Origin of the sequence: Planctellipticum variicoloris (genome assembly GCF_030622045.1) — a bacterium.
Classification (GTDB): Bacteria; Planctomycetota; Planctomycetia; order Planctomycetales; family Planctomycetaceae; genus Planctellipticum; species Planctellipticum variicoloris.
The window spans coordinates 6157969-6178601 of the sequence record NZ_CP130886.1; the positions used below are offsets into that span (position 1 = coordinate 6157969).

The 20633-nt window shown below is 63.9% G+C and carries 13 protein-coding genes; 10 read left to right on the forward strand and 3 right to left on the reverse strand.

From position 1 onward, the window contains the following. The first annotated feature begins 393 nt into the window (after positions 1-393). The 5 genes from SH412_RS24065 (at position 394) to SH412_RS24085 (ending at position 6203) form a co-directional block, all read left to right on the forward strand. On the forward strand, positions 394-1065 hold the full coding sequence (locus tag SH412_RS24065) for a penicillin-binding protein activator LpoB (RefSeq protein ID WP_336520578.1): 672 nt from the start codon (positions 394-396) through the stop codon (positions 1063-1065). 97 nt (positions 1066-1162) lie between these two features. After that, positions 1163-2500, forward strand: coding sequence for a COG3014 family protein (locus SH412_RS24070; RefSeq protein ID WP_336520579.1), 1338 nt, complete (start codon positions 1163-1165; stop codon positions 2498-2500). Positions 2501-2663: 163 nt separating this feature from the next. Continuing rightward, positions 2664-4124: a right-handed parallel beta-helix repeat-containing protein gene (locus tag SH412_RS24075; protein ID WP_336520580.1), complete on the forward strand. Its 1461-nt coding sequence runs from the start codon at positions 2664-2666 to the stop codon at positions 4122-4124. 210 nt (positions 4125-4334) lie between these two features. Then, positions 4335-5090 (forward strand): hypothetical protein, encoded by a 756-nt coding sequence (locus SH412_RS24080; RefSeq protein WP_336520581.1) that lies wholly within the window; start codon positions 4335-4337, stop codon positions 5088-5090. Positions 5091-5324: 234 nt separating this feature from the next. After that, on the forward strand, positions 5325-6203 hold the full coding sequence (locus SH412_RS24085; RefSeq protein ID WP_336520582.1) for a hypothetical protein: 879 nt from the start codon (positions 5325-5327) through the stop codon (positions 6201-6203). 331 nt (positions 6204-6534) lie between these two features. Here SH412_RS24085 and SH412_RS24090 read toward each other — a convergent pair whose 3' ends face one another. Further along, positions 6535-7308, reverse strand: a complete 774-nt coding sequence (locus SH412_RS24090) for an HNH endonuclease (protein ID WP_336520583.1) — start codon at positions 7306-7308, stop codon at positions 6535-6537. Between the two features lie 507 nt (positions 7309-7815). Here SH412_RS24090 and SH412_RS24095 point away from each other — a divergent pair. Continuing rightward, entirely contained in the window at positions 7816-11142 is a 3327-nt protein-coding gene (locus SH412_RS24095; RefSeq protein WP_336520584.1) for a WD40 repeat domain-containing protein, read from the forward strand. 1132 nt (positions 11143-12274) lie between these two features. Here the strand turns inward: SH412_RS24095 and asnB are convergent. Together asnB and SH412_RS24105 are read right to left on the reverse strand one after the other, a co-directional pair. After that, the gene (gene asnB / locus SH412_RS24100; RefSeq protein WP_336520585.1) at positions 12275-14233 is read right to left on the reverse strand and encodes an asparagine synthase (glutamine-hydrolyzing); all 1959 of its coding nucleotides are present in this window, start codon (positions 14231-14233) and stop codon (positions 12275-12277) included. A gap of 44 nt (positions 14234-14277) precedes the next feature. Continuing rightward, on the reverse strand, positions 14278-16062 hold the full coding sequence (locus tag SH412_RS24105) for an ArnT family glycosyltransferase (protein WP_336520586.1): 1785 nt from the start codon (positions 16060-16062) through the stop codon (positions 14278-14280). A gap of 437 nt (positions 16063-16499) precedes the next feature. Between SH412_RS24105 and SH412_RS24110 the strand changes: the two genes are divergently transcribed. Genes SH412_RS24110 through kdpB form a run of 4 tightly spaced genes read left to right on the forward strand, consistent with a single transcriptional unit; the run spans position 16500 to position 20544 of the window. Next, positions 16500-16628: a hypothetical protein gene (locus tag SH412_RS24110; RefSeq protein ID WP_336520587.1), complete on the forward strand. Its 129-nt coding sequence runs from the start codon at positions 16500-16502 to the stop codon at positions 16626-16628. A 10-nt stretch (positions 16629-16638) separates the two neighbouring features. Beyond that, positions 16639-16731 (forward strand): K(+)-transporting ATPase subunit F, encoded by a 93-nt coding sequence (kdpF, locus tag SH412_RS24115; protein ID WP_336520588.1) that lies wholly within the window; start codon positions 16639-16641, stop codon positions 16729-16731. Then, the gene (kdpA, locus tag SH412_RS24120) at positions 16728-18458 is read left to right on the forward strand and encodes a potassium-transporting ATPase subunit KdpA (protein ID WP_336520589.1); all 1731 of its coding nucleotides are present in this window, start codon (positions 16728-16730) and stop codon (positions 18456-18458) included. The genes kdpF and kdpA overlap by 4 nt, the downstream gene beginning before the upstream one ends. Before the next feature lie 25 nt (positions 18459-18483). Further along, positions 18484-20544, forward strand: coding sequence for a potassium-transporting ATPase subunit KdpB (gene kdpB, locus SH412_RS24125; RefSeq protein WP_336520590.1), 2061 nt, complete (start codon positions 18484-18486; stop codon positions 20542-20544). The last annotated feature ends 89 nt before the right edge of the window (positions 20545-20633 follow it).

A 20633-nucleotide genomic window follows, 5' to 3' on the forward strand; every position in this document is an offset into this window, starting at 1 on the left:
ATCTCGCAGCGGCGATTCAAACGGGTGTTTCAATCAATTGTATCTGAACGTCGCGACGGGTCAATCGCGAGTTTTCCGCCATTGATGTCTGGGGGAACTGACCATCGGAGCGGGCATTCCAGGCTTACTCCGTGCCCGGCGCGTATCGCCATAACCAACGCTCAATAAAACGGTTACGAACTCTCTGGCCGCCTGAATGAAGTCCGTCTGGAGCACAAATCTGGTTTCCGACTATGATCCTGCCTCTTGCGAATCCGCGAAGCAGAAACCGTCGATCAAGCTCTGGAGCGTGGCGGCCGAAAAGAGATAGACGGCAGTCTGTAGCGATTGAACGGATCGCACGGGGCCGGCGGATCACAGGAGCAGGGGCCGGACGCCCCGCAGGAGCAGGCCATGGAGCGGCGGCAGTTTTTGGTTTCAGTCTGGCAGTGCGCGGCGGCGGTCGGGCTGGCGGGAGCGACGGGCTGTCGCGGAACGCAACACGCCAAAGTCATGAGCGCCGACGCCCCCGATCTGGTCGGCAGCCACGCCGCCGGCGCCGAGACCTGGGAGCCGCTGATTCAGGGCTCGGTCAGCCAGTTGCTCGGGCGCCAGATGAACGAGATCGCCCAGGTGCAGCCCGCCGGGCACCTCGATGGAAATCTGCCGCGTAAAAAGATCTGCTTCGTGGGCGTGGAGAATAAAAGCGCCGAAGAAATCGGCGACTTCAAAGAGCAGATCTACCAGAAAATCGACACATGCATCTCGCAGTCCGAAATGTTCGACGTCATCCATAAGCGGTACGTGGAAGCCGGCTTGCGGCAGTGCCAGCTCCGGCCCGACGATCTGTTCATTCCCGGCAACCGCCGGATGTTCTCCGCCGCCATGGAACAGCTCAATCAGCCGTTCGACTATCTGATGTACGCCACGGTCACTTCGGGAACCACTCCCGACAACAAGACCACGCAGCGGAATTACACGCTCACGCTGGAACTGATCGACATGGACTCCGGTCGCAGTGAAAAAGAGTCCGCCGAACTGCGCAAGCTCTATTCCAAAAACAGGGTCGGTCTTCGCAAGGCGTAGTTTCGGGCCGTTAGGTCGCTCGTCTGCCGGAGACTCGTCCCGGCGGAGAGCCCCGGAGACTCGGTCGGCAAGTTCTATGCATGGATGCCGGATTTCATTGGGCAGACTCCTGTGCGGCGCAGCGCTGCTGGTGCTGAGCGGCTGCGCATCGCACACCAACCGTCTGCAGCCGATCCGCGAGCAGTTCTTTGCGGGCCAGCTCGACGCAGCCCGGGCCTCCATTGCCGAGGTTTCCGAGAAACGCAAGAACGAGGCGGATGTCCTGGCGCTCGACCAGGCGATGATCGAGCTGTCGGCAGGCCGGCCGCGCGAAGCGGAACAGATCCTCCGCCGCGTGCGCGATCGTTTTGACACACTGGAGCAGAAGGACCTCAAGGAGGAACTGGCCCTCTACACCACGGACGATACGGCCCGGGCGTATGCCGGCGAAGACTACGAACGCGTCCTGATCCGTGCCTTCCTGGCAATCTCCAACCTGATGACCGACGGCGGCGACGCCGGGGCGTATGCGCTCCAGCTCACCGAAAAGCAGGATCAGGTGATCGCGGCGGTGACGGCGAAGTCGGAGGAATTTCCCGACGCCGTGCTGGCCTACAAACAGGTGGCCTTAGGCCCCTACATTCGGGCGGCCCTGGCGGAAGAATCGCCTCTCACGCTCGACGACGCCGTGCGGGCGCGCACCCTCGTCGCCTCCTGGGAACCCGGCTTCCGCGATGCCGAAAGCGACCTCCAACGGGCCAAGTTCGAAAAACCGGTCGCACCCGGCCGCGGAGTCGTCTACGTCTTCGCTCTGGTCGGCCGCGGTCCCATCAAGGAAGAGGTCGCCGAGATCCCCACCCAGGCGGCCCTGCTGGTCGCGGATCGGATCGTCAGCGCCTTCACAAAGCGAGGCCTCCCGCCGACAATCGCGCCGGTGAAGATTCCTCAGGTCGTCACCTTCTACAGCCCGGTGGACCACATCGCCGTTTCGCACGACGGACAGCCGGTCGGCCAGACGGCCACCATCGTCGACATCGGCGAGATGGCCCGCGAGCAGCAGGAAGCCCGGTATCCGGAGATCATCGGCCGGGCAGTGGCCCGCCGGGTGATCAAGAAAGGGGCAGTCTACGCCGTCAAGCAGGGGGCGCAGGTCAACCAGGAATTGAACCTGCTGATGGACGTGGCCGGCGTCGCGTGGGAAGCCACGGAGAAGGCCGACACCCGCTGCTGGGGGCTGCTGCCGGACCGGATCCAGGTCCTTCGCGTCGAACTGCCGGCGGGGCGACAGGCGTTGACGTTGCAGCCTGCGGCGGCGCGCGGACCGGTCGGTTCGACGGCGACGGTGATGGTCGACGTCCCCGACGGCCGCAATGCCTACGTCCTGGCAAACTTCCCCGAGCGACGGGTCGTCGGCCAGGTCCTGGTGAGCAGCCGCGGTCTGCCGCCGGTCGAATAGCGACCATCGCGCGCCTGACGCCACCTCCCCTCGGTCGGAATCTCCGACCGCTGGCTGCAGGTCGGCACTCTCCCGCCCCCCGCCGATTCGTGTATAACTGCGACGACGAAAGTCGCGGAACACGACACCGAAGTCGAAGGCCGTTCGCTCCCGGAGCCCATTCATGTCGCGGAATATCGCACGCCGGCTGACTTGCGTGGCGCTGATGGTCGGAATGTTGTCCGGTTCGCTCGGCGCCCGCGATATCAACGTCGCGCTGACTGGAGACGACGCGGGCCCGGGGACCCGGGCGCAGCCCTACCGGACACTGCAGCGAGCCCAGGCGGAAGCGCGGGCCTCCCGGCGGGACAAGCCGGCCGAGGCAGTCACGGTCTGGATCAATCCGGGGGATTGGCCGCTCGCTGAACCGCTCCTCCTGACGGCCGAGGACTCCGGCGCCCCCGAGGCGCGTGTGCTGTATCGGGCCGTGCCGCGGGCGGTCGTGCGACTGGTCGGCAGCCGCAAGGACTCCAGTCCCGACGAGCCGGCCACCCCCGATCCCCAGGCCCTCCCGCTGGTCCATCTGCAGGGCGCTTCGTACCTGATGCTGCGCGGCCTGACGATCGAAGGAGGCCCGGGGCCTGGCGTGCTCGTCGAGGGGGGGGCCGAAAACGTCATCGCCGGCTGCAGGCTTCGCAATCTCATCGGCTACGGCGTGATCCTCAACGGCGGATCTCAGCACGCTGTCCAGAGCTGCGACATCGAACGGTCCGGGGGCGGAGTCTGGTTGTCGGGAGGCGATGCCGCCGCAATGCCACGCCGCTCGGCCGGCCACCGGGTCATCAACAACGAGATCGGCCCACTGATTCCACGCGCGGGAGCGACCGTCGCCGGAGTCAATTGCGGTCATCCCTGGCGGGGAGTTGGCCCCGGGCAGCCCGTCGTCGGCGTGCATGTGGCCCACAATCGGATTCACGACCTTCCGCAGGCCGGGATTCTGCTCGGCGGCTGGGACAACGTCTTCGAGTACAACGAAATCTTCAACGTCGGAAGTCCCGGCCCCGATCCCGGCGCCGGATTCCTGTGCCGGCACTCCCGCCACGGCTCGGGAGGACTCACCATCCGCCACAATTTCGTGCATCACAGCCGCCACGCGCACGGAATTGATCTGGAAGCCCGGTGTGAGGCGCTCGTCGCCGGGAACGTGGTGTGCCAGATGGAACTGGGCGCAGCCTTCCGCTATCGCCCGGCCGGGTCGCCGGCGGAATCTCCTTCAGTCGATTGCACCAACAATCTGGCCGTCGACTGCGGGGTCGGTTTCCAGCTCCCAGGCGAATCGCTGTCGGGTCTGGCGGACAATCTCGCCGTCCGTTGCGCCGTCGCGTGCGCGGCCGGGCCGGAACGCTTTCTCGCGAAAAGTTCTTCTAAGCAACCTCTGGCATTTGGAAAAAACCTGGCTTACGATACCGACCCGGGGTTCGCCGATCTCAATCGCCGGGACTTCCGGCTCACTTCCGATTCACCCGTCCTTCAGCAACTCCCGGGGTTCGCAGCCATTCCGCTGGAGCGGATCGGGTTGTCGCTCGACAAATATCGCACCGAACTCCCCGCCGCAGAAAATCTCCCTCGGCCGACGAAACCGTAGTCGGCAGCCGGTGTTTAATCAGCAGTCCAGGATCGTCAGCAGTCCGACCGACCGGAGCCAGGGACGACGCGGACGCAGCAGTCTCCCGATCCACGTTTTCATCGGTGATTTCTGCGTCCGACCATTTTCCCCAGCAGGGAACTGCAGTTGGCGTTTCGGCTGTTCGAGCTGGTTAACCTTTCGTCTGCGTGTCTTCCAGGAGATTCAGTCATGAGATTCGGAGCAACAGTGGTGTTGGCCTCGGCGCTGCTGGTCAGCCTCGCCAGCCAGGCGCAAGCCCAGGGCCAGCGCGGTTTCGGCGGCGGACGGGGTGGATTTGGCGGCTTCGGCGGAGGAGGCGCTGCCGGCCTGATCGCCATGGAAGCCGTCCAGAAGGAAATCGGCGTCTCCACGGAGCAGGTCGAGAAGATCCAGACGGCCATCCGCGAACTGGGCGGCGGTCGCGGTCCCGGCGGCGGTGATCGCCCGAACTTCCAGGAAATGTCCGAAGAAGAACGCACCAAGTTCTTCGAAGAAATGCGCAAGCAGGGCGAAGAACGGGCCAAGAAGGCCGAAGAAATCCTCAAGGCCAACCTCGACGCCAAGCAGCTCGCCCGGCTGGAAGAGCTCCGCATCCAGCGCGAAGGCGCCGGCGCTCTGGCCCGGACCGAAGTCGCCGCCAAGCTCAAGCTGACCGACGATCAGAAAGAAAAGATCAAGGAAGCTCTCGCCTCTGCCCAAGTGGACCTCCGCGGCGGTGGCGGCGGCGGCTTCGATCGCGAAGCGATGCAGAAGCGGTTTGAAGAAGCCCGCGCCAAACGCGAGAAGGCGAATGCCGACGCTCTCGCCGTGCTGACGGCCGACCAGAAAACCGCCTTCGATGGCCTGCAGGGCGCCAAGTTCGAATTCCCGGCCTTCGGCGGTCGCGGTGGCCCCGGCGGACAGGGCGGCGGACGACCGGGCCGTCCCCCCGCCGGCAACGACTGAGTTTCCATTCCCGTCTCGGATCGAGCATCGAATCGCGACAGCGTCGAGAGGTCACCCTCGCGACGCTGTCGGCGTTTTGAGGGGACGGCGAACCGCACTCACTCGGCACTCCAACCGGAATGATCCGGAACGGGCCGACGATTTCTCGGGAACTCAGGAACCGGTCTCGACGTCTTTCCATGAACGCGTCAGGCTGACGAGCCTGACCCACAATCAAGGTGCGGAGACGCCACCATGCGGCAACTGACGTTGAACCTCTGTTTTCTGATCCTCGCCTCCTGGACCGCCAGCGGGGCCGCCTTCGCCCTGGGAACCGAGGAATTCGGCAACGCCCCGGTCAATAAGGCGAACTACGCGGACTGGCCCGACATTGTCCCCGCCCTGAACCACACCACGCGCTACTACCAGTCCTGGGTCAACGGACACGAACGCTTCGTCGGTCTGGCGTCGACGCCGCAGATCAACGAGCTCGTGGCGCTCTACCTGGCCGCCGGACTTGAGCAACCCGAAATCGTGCTGTTGCCAGGTCCGGGCAAAACACACACCTTTCAGCAGCAGGTGCTGCCGTGCGACTGGGAGATCGAGATCTGCGGCGGAATCTCGAAGCACCTGACCACGGTCGACCAGGGCGACCGCGTCTGGCCGGCCAGTCCCCGGCTGACGATTTCTATTGGCGATCGCGTCCGCTGCGAAGATCTGCAGATCCCCGCCGGCGCCAAGGTCGTTACCGCCGCGGAACTGAAACGCCGTTGCCAGGCGGCCATTCTTGACAGCACGGACACCTCCGTCCGCGGCTGGGGCTGCGGCATACTGGCCGCGATCGATCCGTACGACGTCGACAGCGCCCGGATGATCGCTGCCCGGCTGGCCGACAAAGACAACTGGGTCCGTCTGAACGCCGCCGGCGCCCTCCAGCCCTTCGGCCAGCTCGCCCGCCCCCACAAGGGAGCGCTCGAAGCCGCCGGCGAAACGACCGACGCAGCCCTCAAGCAGCGCGTGACCGAGACCCTGGCAATTCTGCAGTCGGCCCCGGCGGTCGATGCACAGGTCAAAGCCCGCGCCGAACGCCAGGCCGCCATCGACGCCTGGCTGGCAACACGTCAGGAACGCTGACGCCGGCCAGGATCACCCAGTCCCCTCTCCCGCATTCCGATGTGGGAGAGGGCCAGGGTGAGGGTCTTCGAGCGCCCCACAACGTCACCCACAAAGCCCCTCACCCCCCGCCCTCTCCCCGCGAAGACGCCGGGACGTAGGGCAGGCTCCCGCTTGCCGATTTGCGGCCTCCATGAACATCCCCCGCACCCCAAGCCGTCTCCCCTCCAGCATCCCGAAGGGATGCCAGACGGTAGCCAGGGGTTGAGCGCAGCGACACCCCTGGAAATCGGGCACCCACTCCACCTCGACCCCGCAGGGGTCGCACATTCCGCGTGCCCTTCCCGCCCCCTCACCCCCGAAACATCTCCTGCCGATGCCTGCTGACGAATTCGCTTTCCGGACGAAACCGTTCGGGAAGCCGCAAGGGCCGGCCTTCAAACGGAACAAACGACGCATTGAGCGTTTCATTCGTTGTCGCGTCGCGGAGTTCGCGCGAAAGCACCAGCCGCCATTCCGGATCGAACGTCACCAGCCCGCGATCGAACGCCGCATCGTGCAGCTGAGACAGACAGAGGCCGTTCCGGGGATTGGCCCGATGCTCGACCGACGAACTCCACGGAACAATGTGACTGGCCACCAGCAGATCGGGGAGCCCGATATCCGTCACACAGCAGCGCGCCTCATAGGCCGTCAGGACCGCCCGCCGGAAAAACCGCTGAGCCCGGCGAACGCGGACGACGGCAGTCGCATCGGTTTCCCCCGCGAACGGAAGGTCGACATCGTCGGGCGGCGCGGATGAATCGCCGGCAACGGCTGCAAACCGCTGTTCGCGCAGGGCTTCGCTCTCGGCGGAGAGTCGTTCCCAATCGTCGTGAAACTCCCCCCAGATCTGACGATCTCCCTTTGAAGCCCCGGAGAGACCTTTGACGCCCCGTTCCTGATGCACGGGATCGAGCGAGGCCAGGTTGACCAATTTCATCGCAGCACTCGACGGCGTCCGCCCGATGACCCCGGCCAGCCGGATGACATCGGGATTGGACTTGTGGAGCCGCCCGAACGGAAGCTGGCAATACAGATTCATCGCCAGCAGCAGCTCGTCGCGGGTCCAGTCTCGGCGGGGCATCGGAAAACCTTATCGCAGGGGAGATGGCCCGCCCAGCTTAACCCGAATGCCCGCCCCAGTCGTCCCGATTCAGCCCTCCCGAACCGGAAGCGTCAGTGCCCGGAGCAATTCCCCCTCTCCCACTTTCCCCCTCTCCCGCCCAACCCAGTTCATCAGCCGCCGCCCGGAGCCCTCACCACGCATCGCAGCGACCACAAAGCCCTGCGAGTCTACCTGCGACAGGGCATCGGTTGGACTTTCGCAGGGGATACGCAGCTTCCGCGCACCCAAACGCATAGTTCGTGGCTCGCCGATGGCTGGCAGTGCACCTCTGGCCGAAGTCAGATCTCGTAGTCGCACTCGGAGCGATGACGCTACCGCAGACCGGATCGAGGTCGTCTTCATGGTAGGCTGTTCTTCATCACGGAGCAGCAATTGCAATGATCTGAGTCCAACGCTATCTTAAGACATAGGAGACTAGTACATTTAAGTCCGCACTTTCGATTGTGAGCCAGTAAGGGGAGCAAAATGAACCGCCACGGCCTTCAGCAGCCGAAGTCCACAGCGCAGCGAGTCTTTGTCCTGGTTGTTTTCATCTCTGCAATTCCCTCCTCGCTCTTTGCCCAAAAGGCCGTGGTTTCAATAGCGCGATCAGCGAAGGTGATCTCGCCAAGCGGCCCGGCTACGGCTTTGACAGCGGCCGGAAGGGAAGACGTCGTCGTCAGCGGGCATTCCGACGGCAAAATCTATTGGTGGAACCCCAAAGGAAAAGAATTCGCCCCTGCCTGGTCAGAGAATGGCACGGCAGTGTCTGCACTTGCGTTGCTTAATAGCGAAACCTATCTGGGTGTGATTCGGCAGGAAGCGGAAATGCAGATCTTTAACCGAAAGACCAGAAAGCGGACGGCAACAATTCAGACGCCGGCTCATCCGGACATCATCGCCGTAAACGCCATTGGTTTCACGCTTGCCTTGAAGTCCACTCACATCCAGATCAGCCATGCCCACGGAAAACTGGCCTCGCAAGCATTGGTCGATCCGTCCGTGAGTTCGATCGGCTTCTTGCAGCCGAACAATCATGCACTGGCGCTGGCGTCGATTGCAAAACAATCCCTGACGGCGGTTCCGAGCGATACCGCCTCTGCCGCGCGGCCATTCAAGTTTGAAACCATCGATCTGAAGCGAGAGAATAAACGATTGCTCGATGTCGCTTTCTCCCGCTTCGGCAACGCCATTCTTGCTGTTTATGACGACGGTACTCTTGTTCCTTTGCTTGGCGAGCGGTTCCGCCCCCAGGGTGAGGCCAAGTTCACGGAGTTCAAGTTGAGTCGCGTCCTGTTGCAGAACGGCGGCTGGAATGTGATTTACCTCGGCGTCGACCCTCGATCAAACGTTGGACGAGGCAGCATTTGGGATCTCGCGAACCAACGAAAGCTTGCTGATCTGCGTGACGTTCCCAAAACGATCAATTCGGCGGTCCTGGCACCCGGAGACAAGCTTCTCGCGATCAGCGACGACAGCGGCGCGATCCATGTCTGGGAGTTGCCGAAGGAAGTGATCGTTTCTGGAATGCCGAATTCCCTCCTTGGCGGAAAGGTCAAGGCAGAGCCATGGGATCCCCCGGCCGCGCCCGACACGCCGGTCACTCATGCCAAGTGGAAAGTCGCCCGATGGTCGAATTCCGCTGCGCCCGGGTATTTGAAGGATGCCTGGAAGCTGACACCGGAGGCTGGTGCGCCGTCTGCGAGTTCCCTCAATGTCCACGAACCTGGCGCCTTCTTTGTTGCGATCCGCCCTGACGGCAAGCTGGATCGCACACAATGGGAGAAGCTCGTATTGCAGCGATCGTTTATGTTGAATTCCGACGGCTGGATCGACTTTGGAGTATGCCCGTGGAAGCCGGAGGCGACTCTGTATTGCAGGCCGCAGTCGAAGGGGTCATCGAATCTCTATGGACAAATTTTCGATCCTCTACGAGACGACTTCTTGTTTGTCCCTGGAGACGCGTACTTATCAGCGGCGTCCGACGCGGCCGTTCCATCCTCTGCAAGGTCGCAATTGGTGACACTACGTGTCCGCCGCTGGCTGCTCGATCGCGAGTACGGGAAGATTGAGAAACTCGCCGACGCGGCTCGCCGTTCCAAGGAACAGCTCGGCTGGGGACGGCCGACATTGGGAGCCATTTATCATGGCTTCGCACCGTCAAAGCAGCTTTCTTCAGCCAATGCAGAGAACCGCATTCGCGAGTATCTGGCTCAACAAAAAGATTCGCTCACCGCCCACATTGCTTTCGCCAAACATAGCATCTACACCGGTTGGAATTGGCGAGGTGCGGAGATCGCGGCGAATCTCGAGCCCGAGCAGGAGCAGAAATTCACGCAGTATTTGCAGCAGGCGCAGACCGTCTTAAGACGCATCGAGTCATCAGCCGGTGATGACCCCTACTGGGACGAAACATTCCTTAATTCTCTGCCAGGGAAAGGGCTCTCGACTCAAAACATTCAACGCCTTGTATTGAGCAGCGTGAAAAAGAACCCGCAGTGTGCGGACGCATTGTATCCAGCCGCAAACTACCTTCGACCGCGTTGGACCGGAACGCCGGGGGCCGCACACGAACTCGCCGAACAACTCCGCGCCACCGTTGCGGGCGATAACGGAGTTGCGTTGGCAGCCGTGTTGGCGAGTGTGATGCACCAAGAAGAAGGGGATCGCTGGGACGCGGAATTCGGATTTCGCGTTGGGCAGTACGCCAAAGATGTGGCAGTCCTGCAGAAGCTCTCTCCGGATGATGATTACTGGAAGTCGGTCGGCGTACGGATCGCTTTGTCGCGCCAGTCGTCCGCGGATCGCAAGACGCTGTGGCGGTCGTTGGGCACCCGTATCGACGTATCTGCGTTCGGGGGATTCCCCGAGACCGCCGAGTGGAACGAGTACATCGAGAACGATCCGCCCCCGGCGGTTCAGTGGACGGTCGAGCGGAAGGCAGCGGGCCTCGTGGGCATGTCCCCCAGCGGCGCCCTTCTGTTCATAGGCAGTCACGCCGGATCCGCGCAAATCATTAACGTCGCCGCTGGCGCACTCCGGTCGGACGGGTGGGCTCCATTTTTAGCGACGCAAGCCATCGCGATGCCGTCCGAGGATCGCGCTCTGATTGCGGAGGAATCCGGCATCGTCCATTTCAGCACGATGTCTGGCATGAAGCGCGTGCCGTTCACTCGCCCGATTGTCATCCGGGCGGCTCAGTTCTCGCCGGATGGAAAACGTCTGGTGATCGTCGATGATGCCGGCACGATCCTGTTTCTGAATACAGAGTCCGGACAAATCGTGGCCTCAATCAACAATGGAGTCGACGAGAAGCGTCGGCAGTTTCCGGCAGTCGCAGTGTCCGGCGACAACGTTCTTGCCGCCGTATCGACTGGCGGGAACGTCGTGACTCTCTTCAAGACAGAAACCGGCGAAGAAGCTATGAAGTTACCGGCCCCAGCGGGCGATCCCTACGTCTTATGCTTCCACCACGACAGTCAGCAATTGGGGGCGGCGAACGCCGCCAAGATCTGGAACTGGGACCTGACTCGGAAGGAAGAAACCTGGTCGATGAAGGCGTCGCGTTTTGGAATTCTCCGACTGGAGATCAGCGCAAACGGCCGCTACTGGGCGATGCTAACGCACAGTGCCTCCGGCCACGACGAAATGAGTCTTCACGTGCTCGATCGCGAGCAATTGCCGGAGCGCTGGCGGATGTTGCCGGCGGTGCGCAGCGATGCCGATTTCGCGTGGCATCCGACGCTTCCGCAACTCGCGGTCTACTCGAATTCGGGAATTGTCAGCTATTGGGAAGTAGACAAGCTCCCCTGAAGCCAGTTTCAACGTCACGCCGCCAATAATCCGCAGATACTGCTTATACAGCGACGAACGGTGGTCGGTCTCGATCTGATAGCCCACCTTCCCCTTGTTCCGCGAACGACCCACCACCGAATACGCCTGGCACGGCGGGCCGCCGATCAGCACCCACCGACCGGCGGAGCCCCGCACGGCCCGGTCGATCCGCTCGGAGAGATCCCGGTGATCGCTGTCAGGCGCCCCCAGCTCAAACTGCCGGGCCTCCTCGCCCGCCCGCTCCCACGCGTCGAACCAGTCTTTCGAGGCGGCGCTCAGGCGGTCGGGGAACTCCGCCAGCGGAAACTCGCCGCGCAATAGCTGGTAATACGGCTCGGGGACTTCGTCCGCCTCGAACTGCCGGAAGAAGCTCCGCAGACGGAGCGTCTGCCACGCCGACGGGTCTTTCTCGATGGACAGGGCGATTTGAAATCCGGGAAGACTCCGGGCGCTGACGCTTCCGGCTCGGGGGGGCGGAGTGAATGCGGAAAAACCTTCGCCCAGCCCGCCGGGGCCGGCGAACAGGTCGATCACCGGGATTCTCAATCCGTCGTCCATGCCATCCCGTCAGTCCGGCGGAGTCTCGTCGCACGCTGCCAGACGGACGGTATCCGGACCACCCCCGACACGCAACGCCACCCCCGTCCCTCCCCCGCGCCCGGAGATCGTTCACCCATCGCTGCCGAATGTGGCATCCACGACCGACCCAGCTCACAGTCGGCAGAAACCGCCCACCGGCAGACGTCTCTCCGCCGACCCCGACAGGGGTCAAAGAGGGTCGCCAGGGGTTGAGGAGCGCTTCGCTCCGACACCCCTGGAAATCGCGAGCATCCACCCCAACCTCGACCCCAGCGGGGTCGCAGATCCCGTGTCCGCTCCGCTCTCACTCCAACACTCTGCGACCCCGCCGGGGTCGGCCTGTCGGCGCGCCGATACCAGGGGTGTCGCCGCAAAGCCGGCTCAACCCCTGGCGACCCTCTGGCATCCCTCCGGGATGCTGGAATACACCGGACCGGAAGAAGACCACGCCCATCGAAGACTCTGGGCGTGCCACCCGTTCTGCATTTCCTCCTCACTCCTCACTCCTCACTCCTCACTGACCACTGACCACTCACCACTCCTCCCCCCCCACCACATTCACCGCCTCCGCCGGAACGGGATCATCCAGCCGCCGGGTCGCCCATTGCGCCAGCATGAACAGCGCCCACAGCTCCTTATAGTGGTTCGCTCGGCAGCCGAGATGCGCGTCCCACAGCCGGCGGATCTCGCGCCGGTCGAACATCGCCAGCTCCTCCGGCCACTCGTCCAGCAGCGCCCGCCGGAAGTAGTCGTGCAGCTCCCCCCGCAGCCAGCGGGCGACCGGGATGCCGAAGCCCTTTTTCTTCCGATGCACGATCGACTCCGGCAGCAGACACCCCTGCAGCACCGCCCGCTTGAGGAGCGACTTGGTCACGCCGCCGCGATACTTCAGCTCGCCAGGCAGCCGGTTGACGAACTCGACGACTTCGCGGTCCAGATACGGCGCACGGACTTCGAGCGAATGCATCATGCTCGCCCGGTCCAGCTTCACCAGGATGTCGTCCGGCAGATACGAACGCTGGAAAAAATCGAGACCCCGGTCGATGTCGCTCGCCGCCCCGCCCCTCCCCGGCGGGGCGCAATGGGCGTCGAGCGCCTCGGGCGTCACCGCCGCCCCCAGCTCCGGCAGCAGGCGTCGCAGACCCGCCGGGCTGAACGGCCCCATCCACAACCCCATCTGCCGGTCGGCCGGCGCCCGGGCCCCGCGGAGAAACCGCCGGACCTTGAACGCCAGCGACATGTTCCCGCCGCAATCCCGCAGACACCCGGCGAGCGGCGCCACGCAACCGTCGTGCAGAAACTGCGGCACCAGCCGACGATACCACCGGGCCGGGGCGAGGGCGTGAAAGGGATCGTACCCGGCAAACAGCTCGTCGGCCCCGTCCCCCCCCAGGACGACCTTGACGTGTTCGGCGGCGAGCTGGCAGAGCATGGAGGTCGGGAGAATGGAGGGATCGGCAAAGGGCTCGTCGAGCCGGGCGGCGACGAACGGAATCTGCTCGACCAGGTCGCTCGCCTCGAAGGTCCGCGCAATGTGCTCGGTCTCGAACGTCGCGGCCACCGCCTCGGCGTACCGCGACTCATCGAAGCTGGCGTCGCGAAAGCCGATCGAAAACGTCTTGAAGCCGGTATGCCCCCCCCGCCGGAGCAGGGCGACGATCGCCGAGGAATCGAGCCCTCCCGACAGCAGGACACCGACCGGGACATCCGCCATCAGCCGCTCTTCGACCGCCGCCTCCAGCCGATCGAGCAGCTCCGCTTCGACAGACGGACCGCCCCCGGCGGAGGGGACCGTCCCCCCGATCTGCGGCTCCCAGTATTTCCACTGTCGAAACCCGGGAGATTCCGACCCCGCCAGACCGTAGAGAAACGCACTCCCCGGCTCCAGCCGGCGGACGCCGTCATAGATGCTCCGCGCCCCCTGGACCGCATCGTGCAGCAGGTACGAAACCAGGCCGTCTTCGGCCAGCTCCAGCCGGGAGTCGATTTCGGGATGCTGGCGCAGGGACTTCAATTCCGAGGCAAACGCAAATTCGACGCTGCCAAACGGCCGGGCGGTGTAATAGAGCGGTTTCTCCCCGAACCGGTCCCGCGCCCCGAACAGCAGTTTCTTCCGTCGGTCATACAGGACGAACGCGAACATTCCGTCGAACCGGGACACGCAATCGGTCCCGAACGCCTCATACGCATGCAGAATCGTTTCCGTGTCGGAACGGGTGCGATACCGCCCCCCGCGCGCTTCGAGCTCGCGTCTCAAGACGGGGTGGTTATAAATTTCGCCATTGAAGACCAGGACCACGTCACCCTTGGGGCCGGACATCGGCTGCCGCCCCCCGTCGAGATCAAGGATCGACAGCCGGCGATGTGCCAACCCGACTCGCTCGGAATGATAGCTAGCAGCAGCATCGGGACCGCGCCGCCAGAGGGCATCGCGCATCCGTTTCAGGACGGGAGGATCCGGGTTGCCGACAAACCCGCAGATACCGCACATGGTCGGGCCCGCCCGTGGAAGAAATTCGTAAGCCGTTGAAGCAGCTAAGGTTTGAGCGCGGAGACGGACTGCACGACGCGAACGGGCGAGTCGCTCCGCCCGATCAGCAGCAGCTTCTCCGGCCGCAGAAAGCGGGGAGTTTCACGGAGGATCGCGACCCCGTCAGGCAGCGGATCGGGCACGCCGGCCAGCAGCCGATCCGTGGTGATGAGATAGGTCTCCTCAGCGCCGGGAGCAAAGAGGCCGACGACATCAATGTTGCTGACGTGCCGGATGTTGTCGTTGCAGTAATACGCAAGACTGGCTTCGAAGCAGCCGAGCGCGGCGAGCCGGGGTTGTGCTCCCGGGGCGAGTTCGTGGAGCCAGCCGGCGACGACATGGCTTTTCTGGTGCTGGTCAATCCGGACCGCTCCCCAGCCGAGTATCGTCACTGAAAACAGGGCGGCCACGCCGGCGAGGACGATCGCCGCCTGGCGGCGGTGCTCGGCTTCGGAGGCCCACAGGCCCCACACTCCGCCGCACAGAGGGATCAGTCCGATGAGGGCGAGGATCTCCTCGCCCGGCGCATAGCGCTGTGCAACCAGCGGCATCACCACGAGGATTCCCGTCCCGACGAGAATCAGCGTCAGCCAGGAGGCGCGGAGCCAGTTCCGGCTGGTCTCGAAATGCCGGCCGAGCCAGGCGTCGACAAACGCGCCGAAGAGAATCGCCAGGGCCGGATAGGTCGGCAGGACGTAGTGCGGGAGTTTCGTACCGGCGAGGGTGAACGCGGCAATCCAGACGCCGATCCAGGCCAGCAGCAACTGATAGGCGGGACGGTCGGGATTGCCGGTCTGGAGGCCGGCCCAGGCCTGGCGGAGACTCTGGTAGTTCCAGATGCACCAGGGGAAAGTCCCGATACAGATTGCAACCAGGTAGTAGAGCGGTCCCCCGCGGTGGCTTTCGAACGAGTTCACAAAGCGACCGACGTTATGGACCAGAAAGAAGCCGCGCAGCCACTCTCCATCTGTCTGGTAACCGACAGCGGCGTACCAGGGAAGGGCCACGACGGCCAGAATCATCACGCCCGTCAACGGCCGCATCGACCAGATCGTGCGGGCGATGGCGAAGGGATGCACGACGCGCCACAGCCAGTGGGCGCAGGCGAGGAGGCGACCCGACCGGTCTGGAGCCGGAATGTCGGCCTGACACAGGAGCAGAAAGAGACCGATGCCGGCGGTCGGCAGGACGCAGCCGACCGGCCCTTTGGTCAATACGGCCGCTCCCATCGCGGCGTAAGCGCCGGCCCAGCCCCACCAGGAAAGTTCGCTGCCCGAAATCGGACGATTCGGCGGGATCGGGGACGGCGTTGTCCCGGCGCGGTTCAGCCGGGTGCCGCTGGCGAAGAGGAGGAGGGGGATGGTGCAGAAGAAAATCAGTTCCGGATCCGCCACCGCGGCGCGGGAGACGACGACGAAATGGAGGCTCGTTGCGAGAATCAGGCCGCTCCAGAATCCGGCTCCCGGCGAAAAGAGCCGCCGGCCGAGGTGATACGTGAGCAGGACGCTGCCGATGCCGAAGAGGGTCGAGCCGAAACGGGCGGCAAACTCGCTGACGCCGAATGCCTGGTATCCGGCGATGATGACCCAGTACATCAGAATGGGTTTGTGGAGCGAGATTTCCCCGTTGAACCAGGGGACGACCAGATCGTGGCGTTCGAGCATCTCGCGGGCGGTCCGGCCGAAGTAGGCTTCATCTTCCTCCCAGAGGTGCGTTGCGCCGAGATTGGGGAGGAAGACGGCGGCGCAAATGGCGATCAGGAACGCCTGGTGACGCAGTGACTCCGTCACGATGTTTGGCTTCCGTGCTGAAGGTGTGACCGACCCGAATTCTGAGACGACGTGACGGCGACGTTGCGGCGGCGCGTGGCGAAACGCGGCGTTTGCAAGAAGATCTCTTATGGACAGGTCTGGAGTTGTCGGCTGAAGCGAGTTCGCCGTTTCCCGGCGTTCCGCGAATCCGGTCCGGATTCTTGCAGGGGACGCAGGAACTGTCGAGATCTCTGTGGAACTTCGACGGACGGCGAATTCGAGGCCAGCCGAGACGAATTGCGAACCGCGAGGGAGTGCGATTTCCGGGAGCAAATTTTACCGGGGAAGGATTCGCGTCTCCCGCCCGCCGTCATCGTTCCGCGACGGGGACCGTGGGAATCGTCTCGCGGATCTATGCGCATTTCTTATGCGGGCTCGTTCCGTCTTTGCCCTCATTTTACACGACCCCACGTACCATGCTCCTGTCGGCCGGCATTCGCCGACGCCTGTTGAGGAGACTTTCCGTGGATCTGCTGTTCGTGGCCCTGATCGTCGGATTCTTCGTCGCCAGCATCCTGCTCGCGGCGGGATGCGCACGACTTTAGGAGTGACGTGATGGACTTTCTGCAAGTCGCCGCGGCCGTGCTGGCCGTCGGCCTGTTTGTGTATCTGCTGTTTGCGATGCTCTGTCCGGAGCGATTTTCATGACTGCGACTGCCTGGATTGAAATTGCCGCGTATTTCGCGGTGCTGCTGGCGCTGGTCAAACCGCTGGGCTGGTTCATGGCCCGGGTCTACGCCGGGGAGCCGTGCGGGCTCGATGCGCCGCTCAAACCGCTGGAGCGCGGACTTTACCGCATTGCGGGGGTCAAGCCGGAGGCCGAGATGACGTGGCGGCAATACGCCATCGCCGTGCTGCTGTTCAACGCCCTGGGGGCGCTGGCCGTTTACGGTCTGCAGCGCGCTCAGGGGTGGCTGCCGCTCAACCCGCAGCACCTGCCGGGAGTGGCGCCCGATCTGGCGTTCAATACGGCGGTCAGCTTCGCCACCAACACCAACTGGCAAGCTTACAGCGGCGAGTCGACGCTGAGTGACCTGTCGCAGATGCTGGGGCTGGCGGTGCAGAACTTTCTGTCCGCCGCGACCGGGATGGCGGTCCTTGTGGCGCTGATCCGCGGCATCACCCGCAAGCAGGTCGAGACGATCGGCAACTTCTGGGTCGACGTGACCCGGAGCACTCTGTTTATCTTGCTGCCGTTGTCGTTCGTGCTGGCCGTCGCGCTGGTCTCGCAGGGCGTTGTGCAATCGTTTGCAGCGACCGTGGAAGTTCCGCTGGCCGTTCCGCAGACCGGTCCCGATGGGCAGCCCGTGACCATGCAGTCGATTCCGCTGGGCCCCGCGGCGTCGCAGATCGCGATCAAGCAGCTCGGCACCAACGGCGGCGGGTTCTTCGGCGTTAACTCCGCTCACCCGCTGGAGAACCCCACGCCATTGAGCAACTTCCTGCAGGTACTGGCGATCCTGCTGATCCCGGCAGCCCTGTGTTACACGTTCGGCGATCTGGTGGGCGACAAGCGGCAGGGGTGGGCCATTCTGGCCGCCATGCTGCTGATTTTCGTGCCACTCACGCTGGGGTGCGTGCTGGCCGAGCAGGCCGGGAATCCGCGGCTGACGGCTCTGGGAGTGGATCCCGGCGCCGGCAATATGGAAGGGAAAGAAGTCCGGCTCGGCGTTGGCGCGTCGGCGCTCTGGGCCGGTGCCACGACCGCTGCGTCCAATGGCAGCGTCAACTCGATGCACGACTCTTATACGCCGCTGGGGGGCCTGGTTCCCATGTGGCTGATGCAGCTCGGCGAAGTCGTTTTTGGCGGCGTCGGCAGCGGGCTGTACGGCATGCTGGTGTTCGCCATCGTGGCCGTGTTCATCGCCGGCCTGATGGTGGGGCGGACTCCGGAATACCTGGGGAAGAAGATCGAAGCGCGCGAAATGAAGCTGGCTTCGCTGGTGATCCTGATTCCGCCGATGGTGGTCCTCGGCGGAACCGCCGTCGCACTGTCGCTCGAAGCCGGTCGGGCTTCGATCACCAATCCGGGTCCGCATGGACTCAGCCAGGTGTTGTACGCCTTCTCGTCGGCAGGCAACAACAATGGCAGCGCTTTTGCGGGACTGGGTGTGAATACGCTCTTCTACAATCTCATGCTGGGCTTTGCGATGCTCCTGTCGCGGTTCTGGTTGATTGTGCCGGTGCTGGCGATCGCCGGTGCGCTGGCCCGCAAGAAGGGGATCCCGGTCTCGGCCGGTACGCTCCCCACTCACACTCCGCTGTTCGTCGTCATGCTGGCCGGGATTGTGGTGCTGGTCGGGGCGCTGACCTTTGTCCCCGCGCTGGCCCTGGGTCCGATTGTCGAACACCTTCAGCTCCATGCAGGTCGCTGAGCCTGAGATTCGAGGAAAGACGATCATGTCGCATCGTAAAGCCCGTCCCCTCTTCGACCCGCCAATTGTGAAGCGGGCGTTGTGGGAATCGGTCCGCAAACTGAATCCGCGGCACCAGCTCCGCAATCCGGTGATGTTCACCGTGTTTGTCGGCAGCATGTTCACCACCGTACTGGCAATCCAGGCTGCGGCTCGGCCGGGAGACGAGTCCCCGGCGTTCGTCGCGGGAATCGCGGCCTGGCTGTGGTTCACGGTCCTGTTCGCGAACTTCGCGGAGGCGATGGCCGAGGGCCGGGGGAAGGCGCAGGCCGATGCCCTGCGGAAATCCCGCCAGGAGGTAACCGCCCGCCGTCTGAGCACGCACAAGCTCTATGAAGAAGTTGCGTCGTCGCAGCTCAGGAAGGATGACATCGTCATCGTCAAGGCGGGCGAGCAGATCCCGCTCGACGGTGAAGCGATCGAAGGTGTGGCGTCGGTCGACGAGAGCGCGATTACGGGCGAGAGTGCGCCGGTGATTCGCGAAGCGGGCGGCGACCGCAGCGCCGTCACCGGCGGGACACGGGTGCTGTCGGACCACCTCGTCATCAAGATCACCAGCAGCCCGGGCGAGAGTTTTCTCGATCGGATGATCAGCATGGTGGAGGGAGCGAAGCGCCAGAAGACCCCGAACGAAATCGCGCTGGACATTCTCCTGGCCGCGATGACGATTGTGTTTCTGCTGGCCTGCACCACGCTCGTGCCGTTGTCGCAGTTCAGCGTGCTGGCGGCCGGGAAGGGAGTCCCCATCACGCTGGCGGTGACCGTGGCGCTGCTGGTCTGTCTGATTCCGACGACGATCGGCGGTCTCCTGTCCGCCATCGGCATCGCCGGGATGGACCGGATGATTCAGGCGAACGTGATCGCCACCTCCGGGCGGGCAGTGGAAGCTGCCGGCGACATCGACGTGCTGCTGCTCGATAAGACCGGCACCATCACGCTGGGGAACCGCGAGGCGGTGGAGTTCATCCCGGCGGCCGGCGTGACCGCCGAGCAGCTTGCGGACGCCGCACAACTCTCCTCGCTGGCTGATGAAACGCCTGAAGGGCGCAGCATTGTGGTGCTGGCGAAAACGAAGTTCGGCCTGCGGGGACGCGAGATCGAGCCGATGGGGGCGAAGTTCGTCCCGTTTTCCGCCCGGACGCGGATGAGCGGAATCGACTTTGACGGTCGTCAGATCCGCAAAGGGGCCGTCGACGCCATTCAGAGCTACGTGCGGGAGAAGGGCGGCAAGTTCCCATCAGCTTTGCGCGACCAGGTCGACCAGATCTCGCACAAAGGAGGCACTCCCTTGATCGTTGCCGAAGGGCGTCAGGCGTTGGGCGTCATCTACCTCAAGGACATCGTCAAAGGGGGCATGAAAGAACGCTTCGCGCAGCTCCGGCAAATGGGCATCAAGACGGTCATGATCACGGGAGACAACCCGTTGACGGCGGCGGCGATTGCCGCCGAGGCGGGCGTCGACGACTTCCTGGCCGAGGCGACGCCCGAAGCCAAGCTGCAGATGATTCGGGACTACCAGGCGGGGGGACGCCTGGTCGCCATGACGGGGGACGGCACCAACGATTCCCCGGCGCTGGCCCAGGCCGACGTCGCCGTCGCGATGAACAGCGGGACGCAGGCCGCCAAGGAGGCCGGCAACATGGTCGACCTCGATTCGAATCCGACCAAGCTGATCGAGATCGTGGAGATCGGCAAACAGCTCCTGATGACCCGCGGGTCGCTGACGACCTTCAGCATCGCCAACGACGTCTCCAAGTATTTCGCGATCATCCCCGCGGCGTTCGCGACCACGTATCCGGAGCTGACGCAACTGAATGTCATGGGGCTGGCGTCGCCGGCCAGCGCGATCCTCTCGGCAGTGATCTTCAATGCGTTGATCATCGTGTTCCTGATTCCGCTGGCCTTGCGGGGAGTCAAGTACCGGTCGGCGGCCGCAGCGCAGCTCCTGCGCGAGAATCTGTTGATCTATGGCCTGGGCGGTCTGCTGGTCCCTTTTGCGGGAATCAAACTGATCGACCTGGCGCTGGTGGGCCTGGGGCTGGCGTAGTTGTCGTGGTTCGTGCAGAGGAGATCTTCTCTCGGGGTGGCTGGGGTCGGCCGCTTTGGGCCGCCCCCAGCCAGGTGGCAAGAATCCGG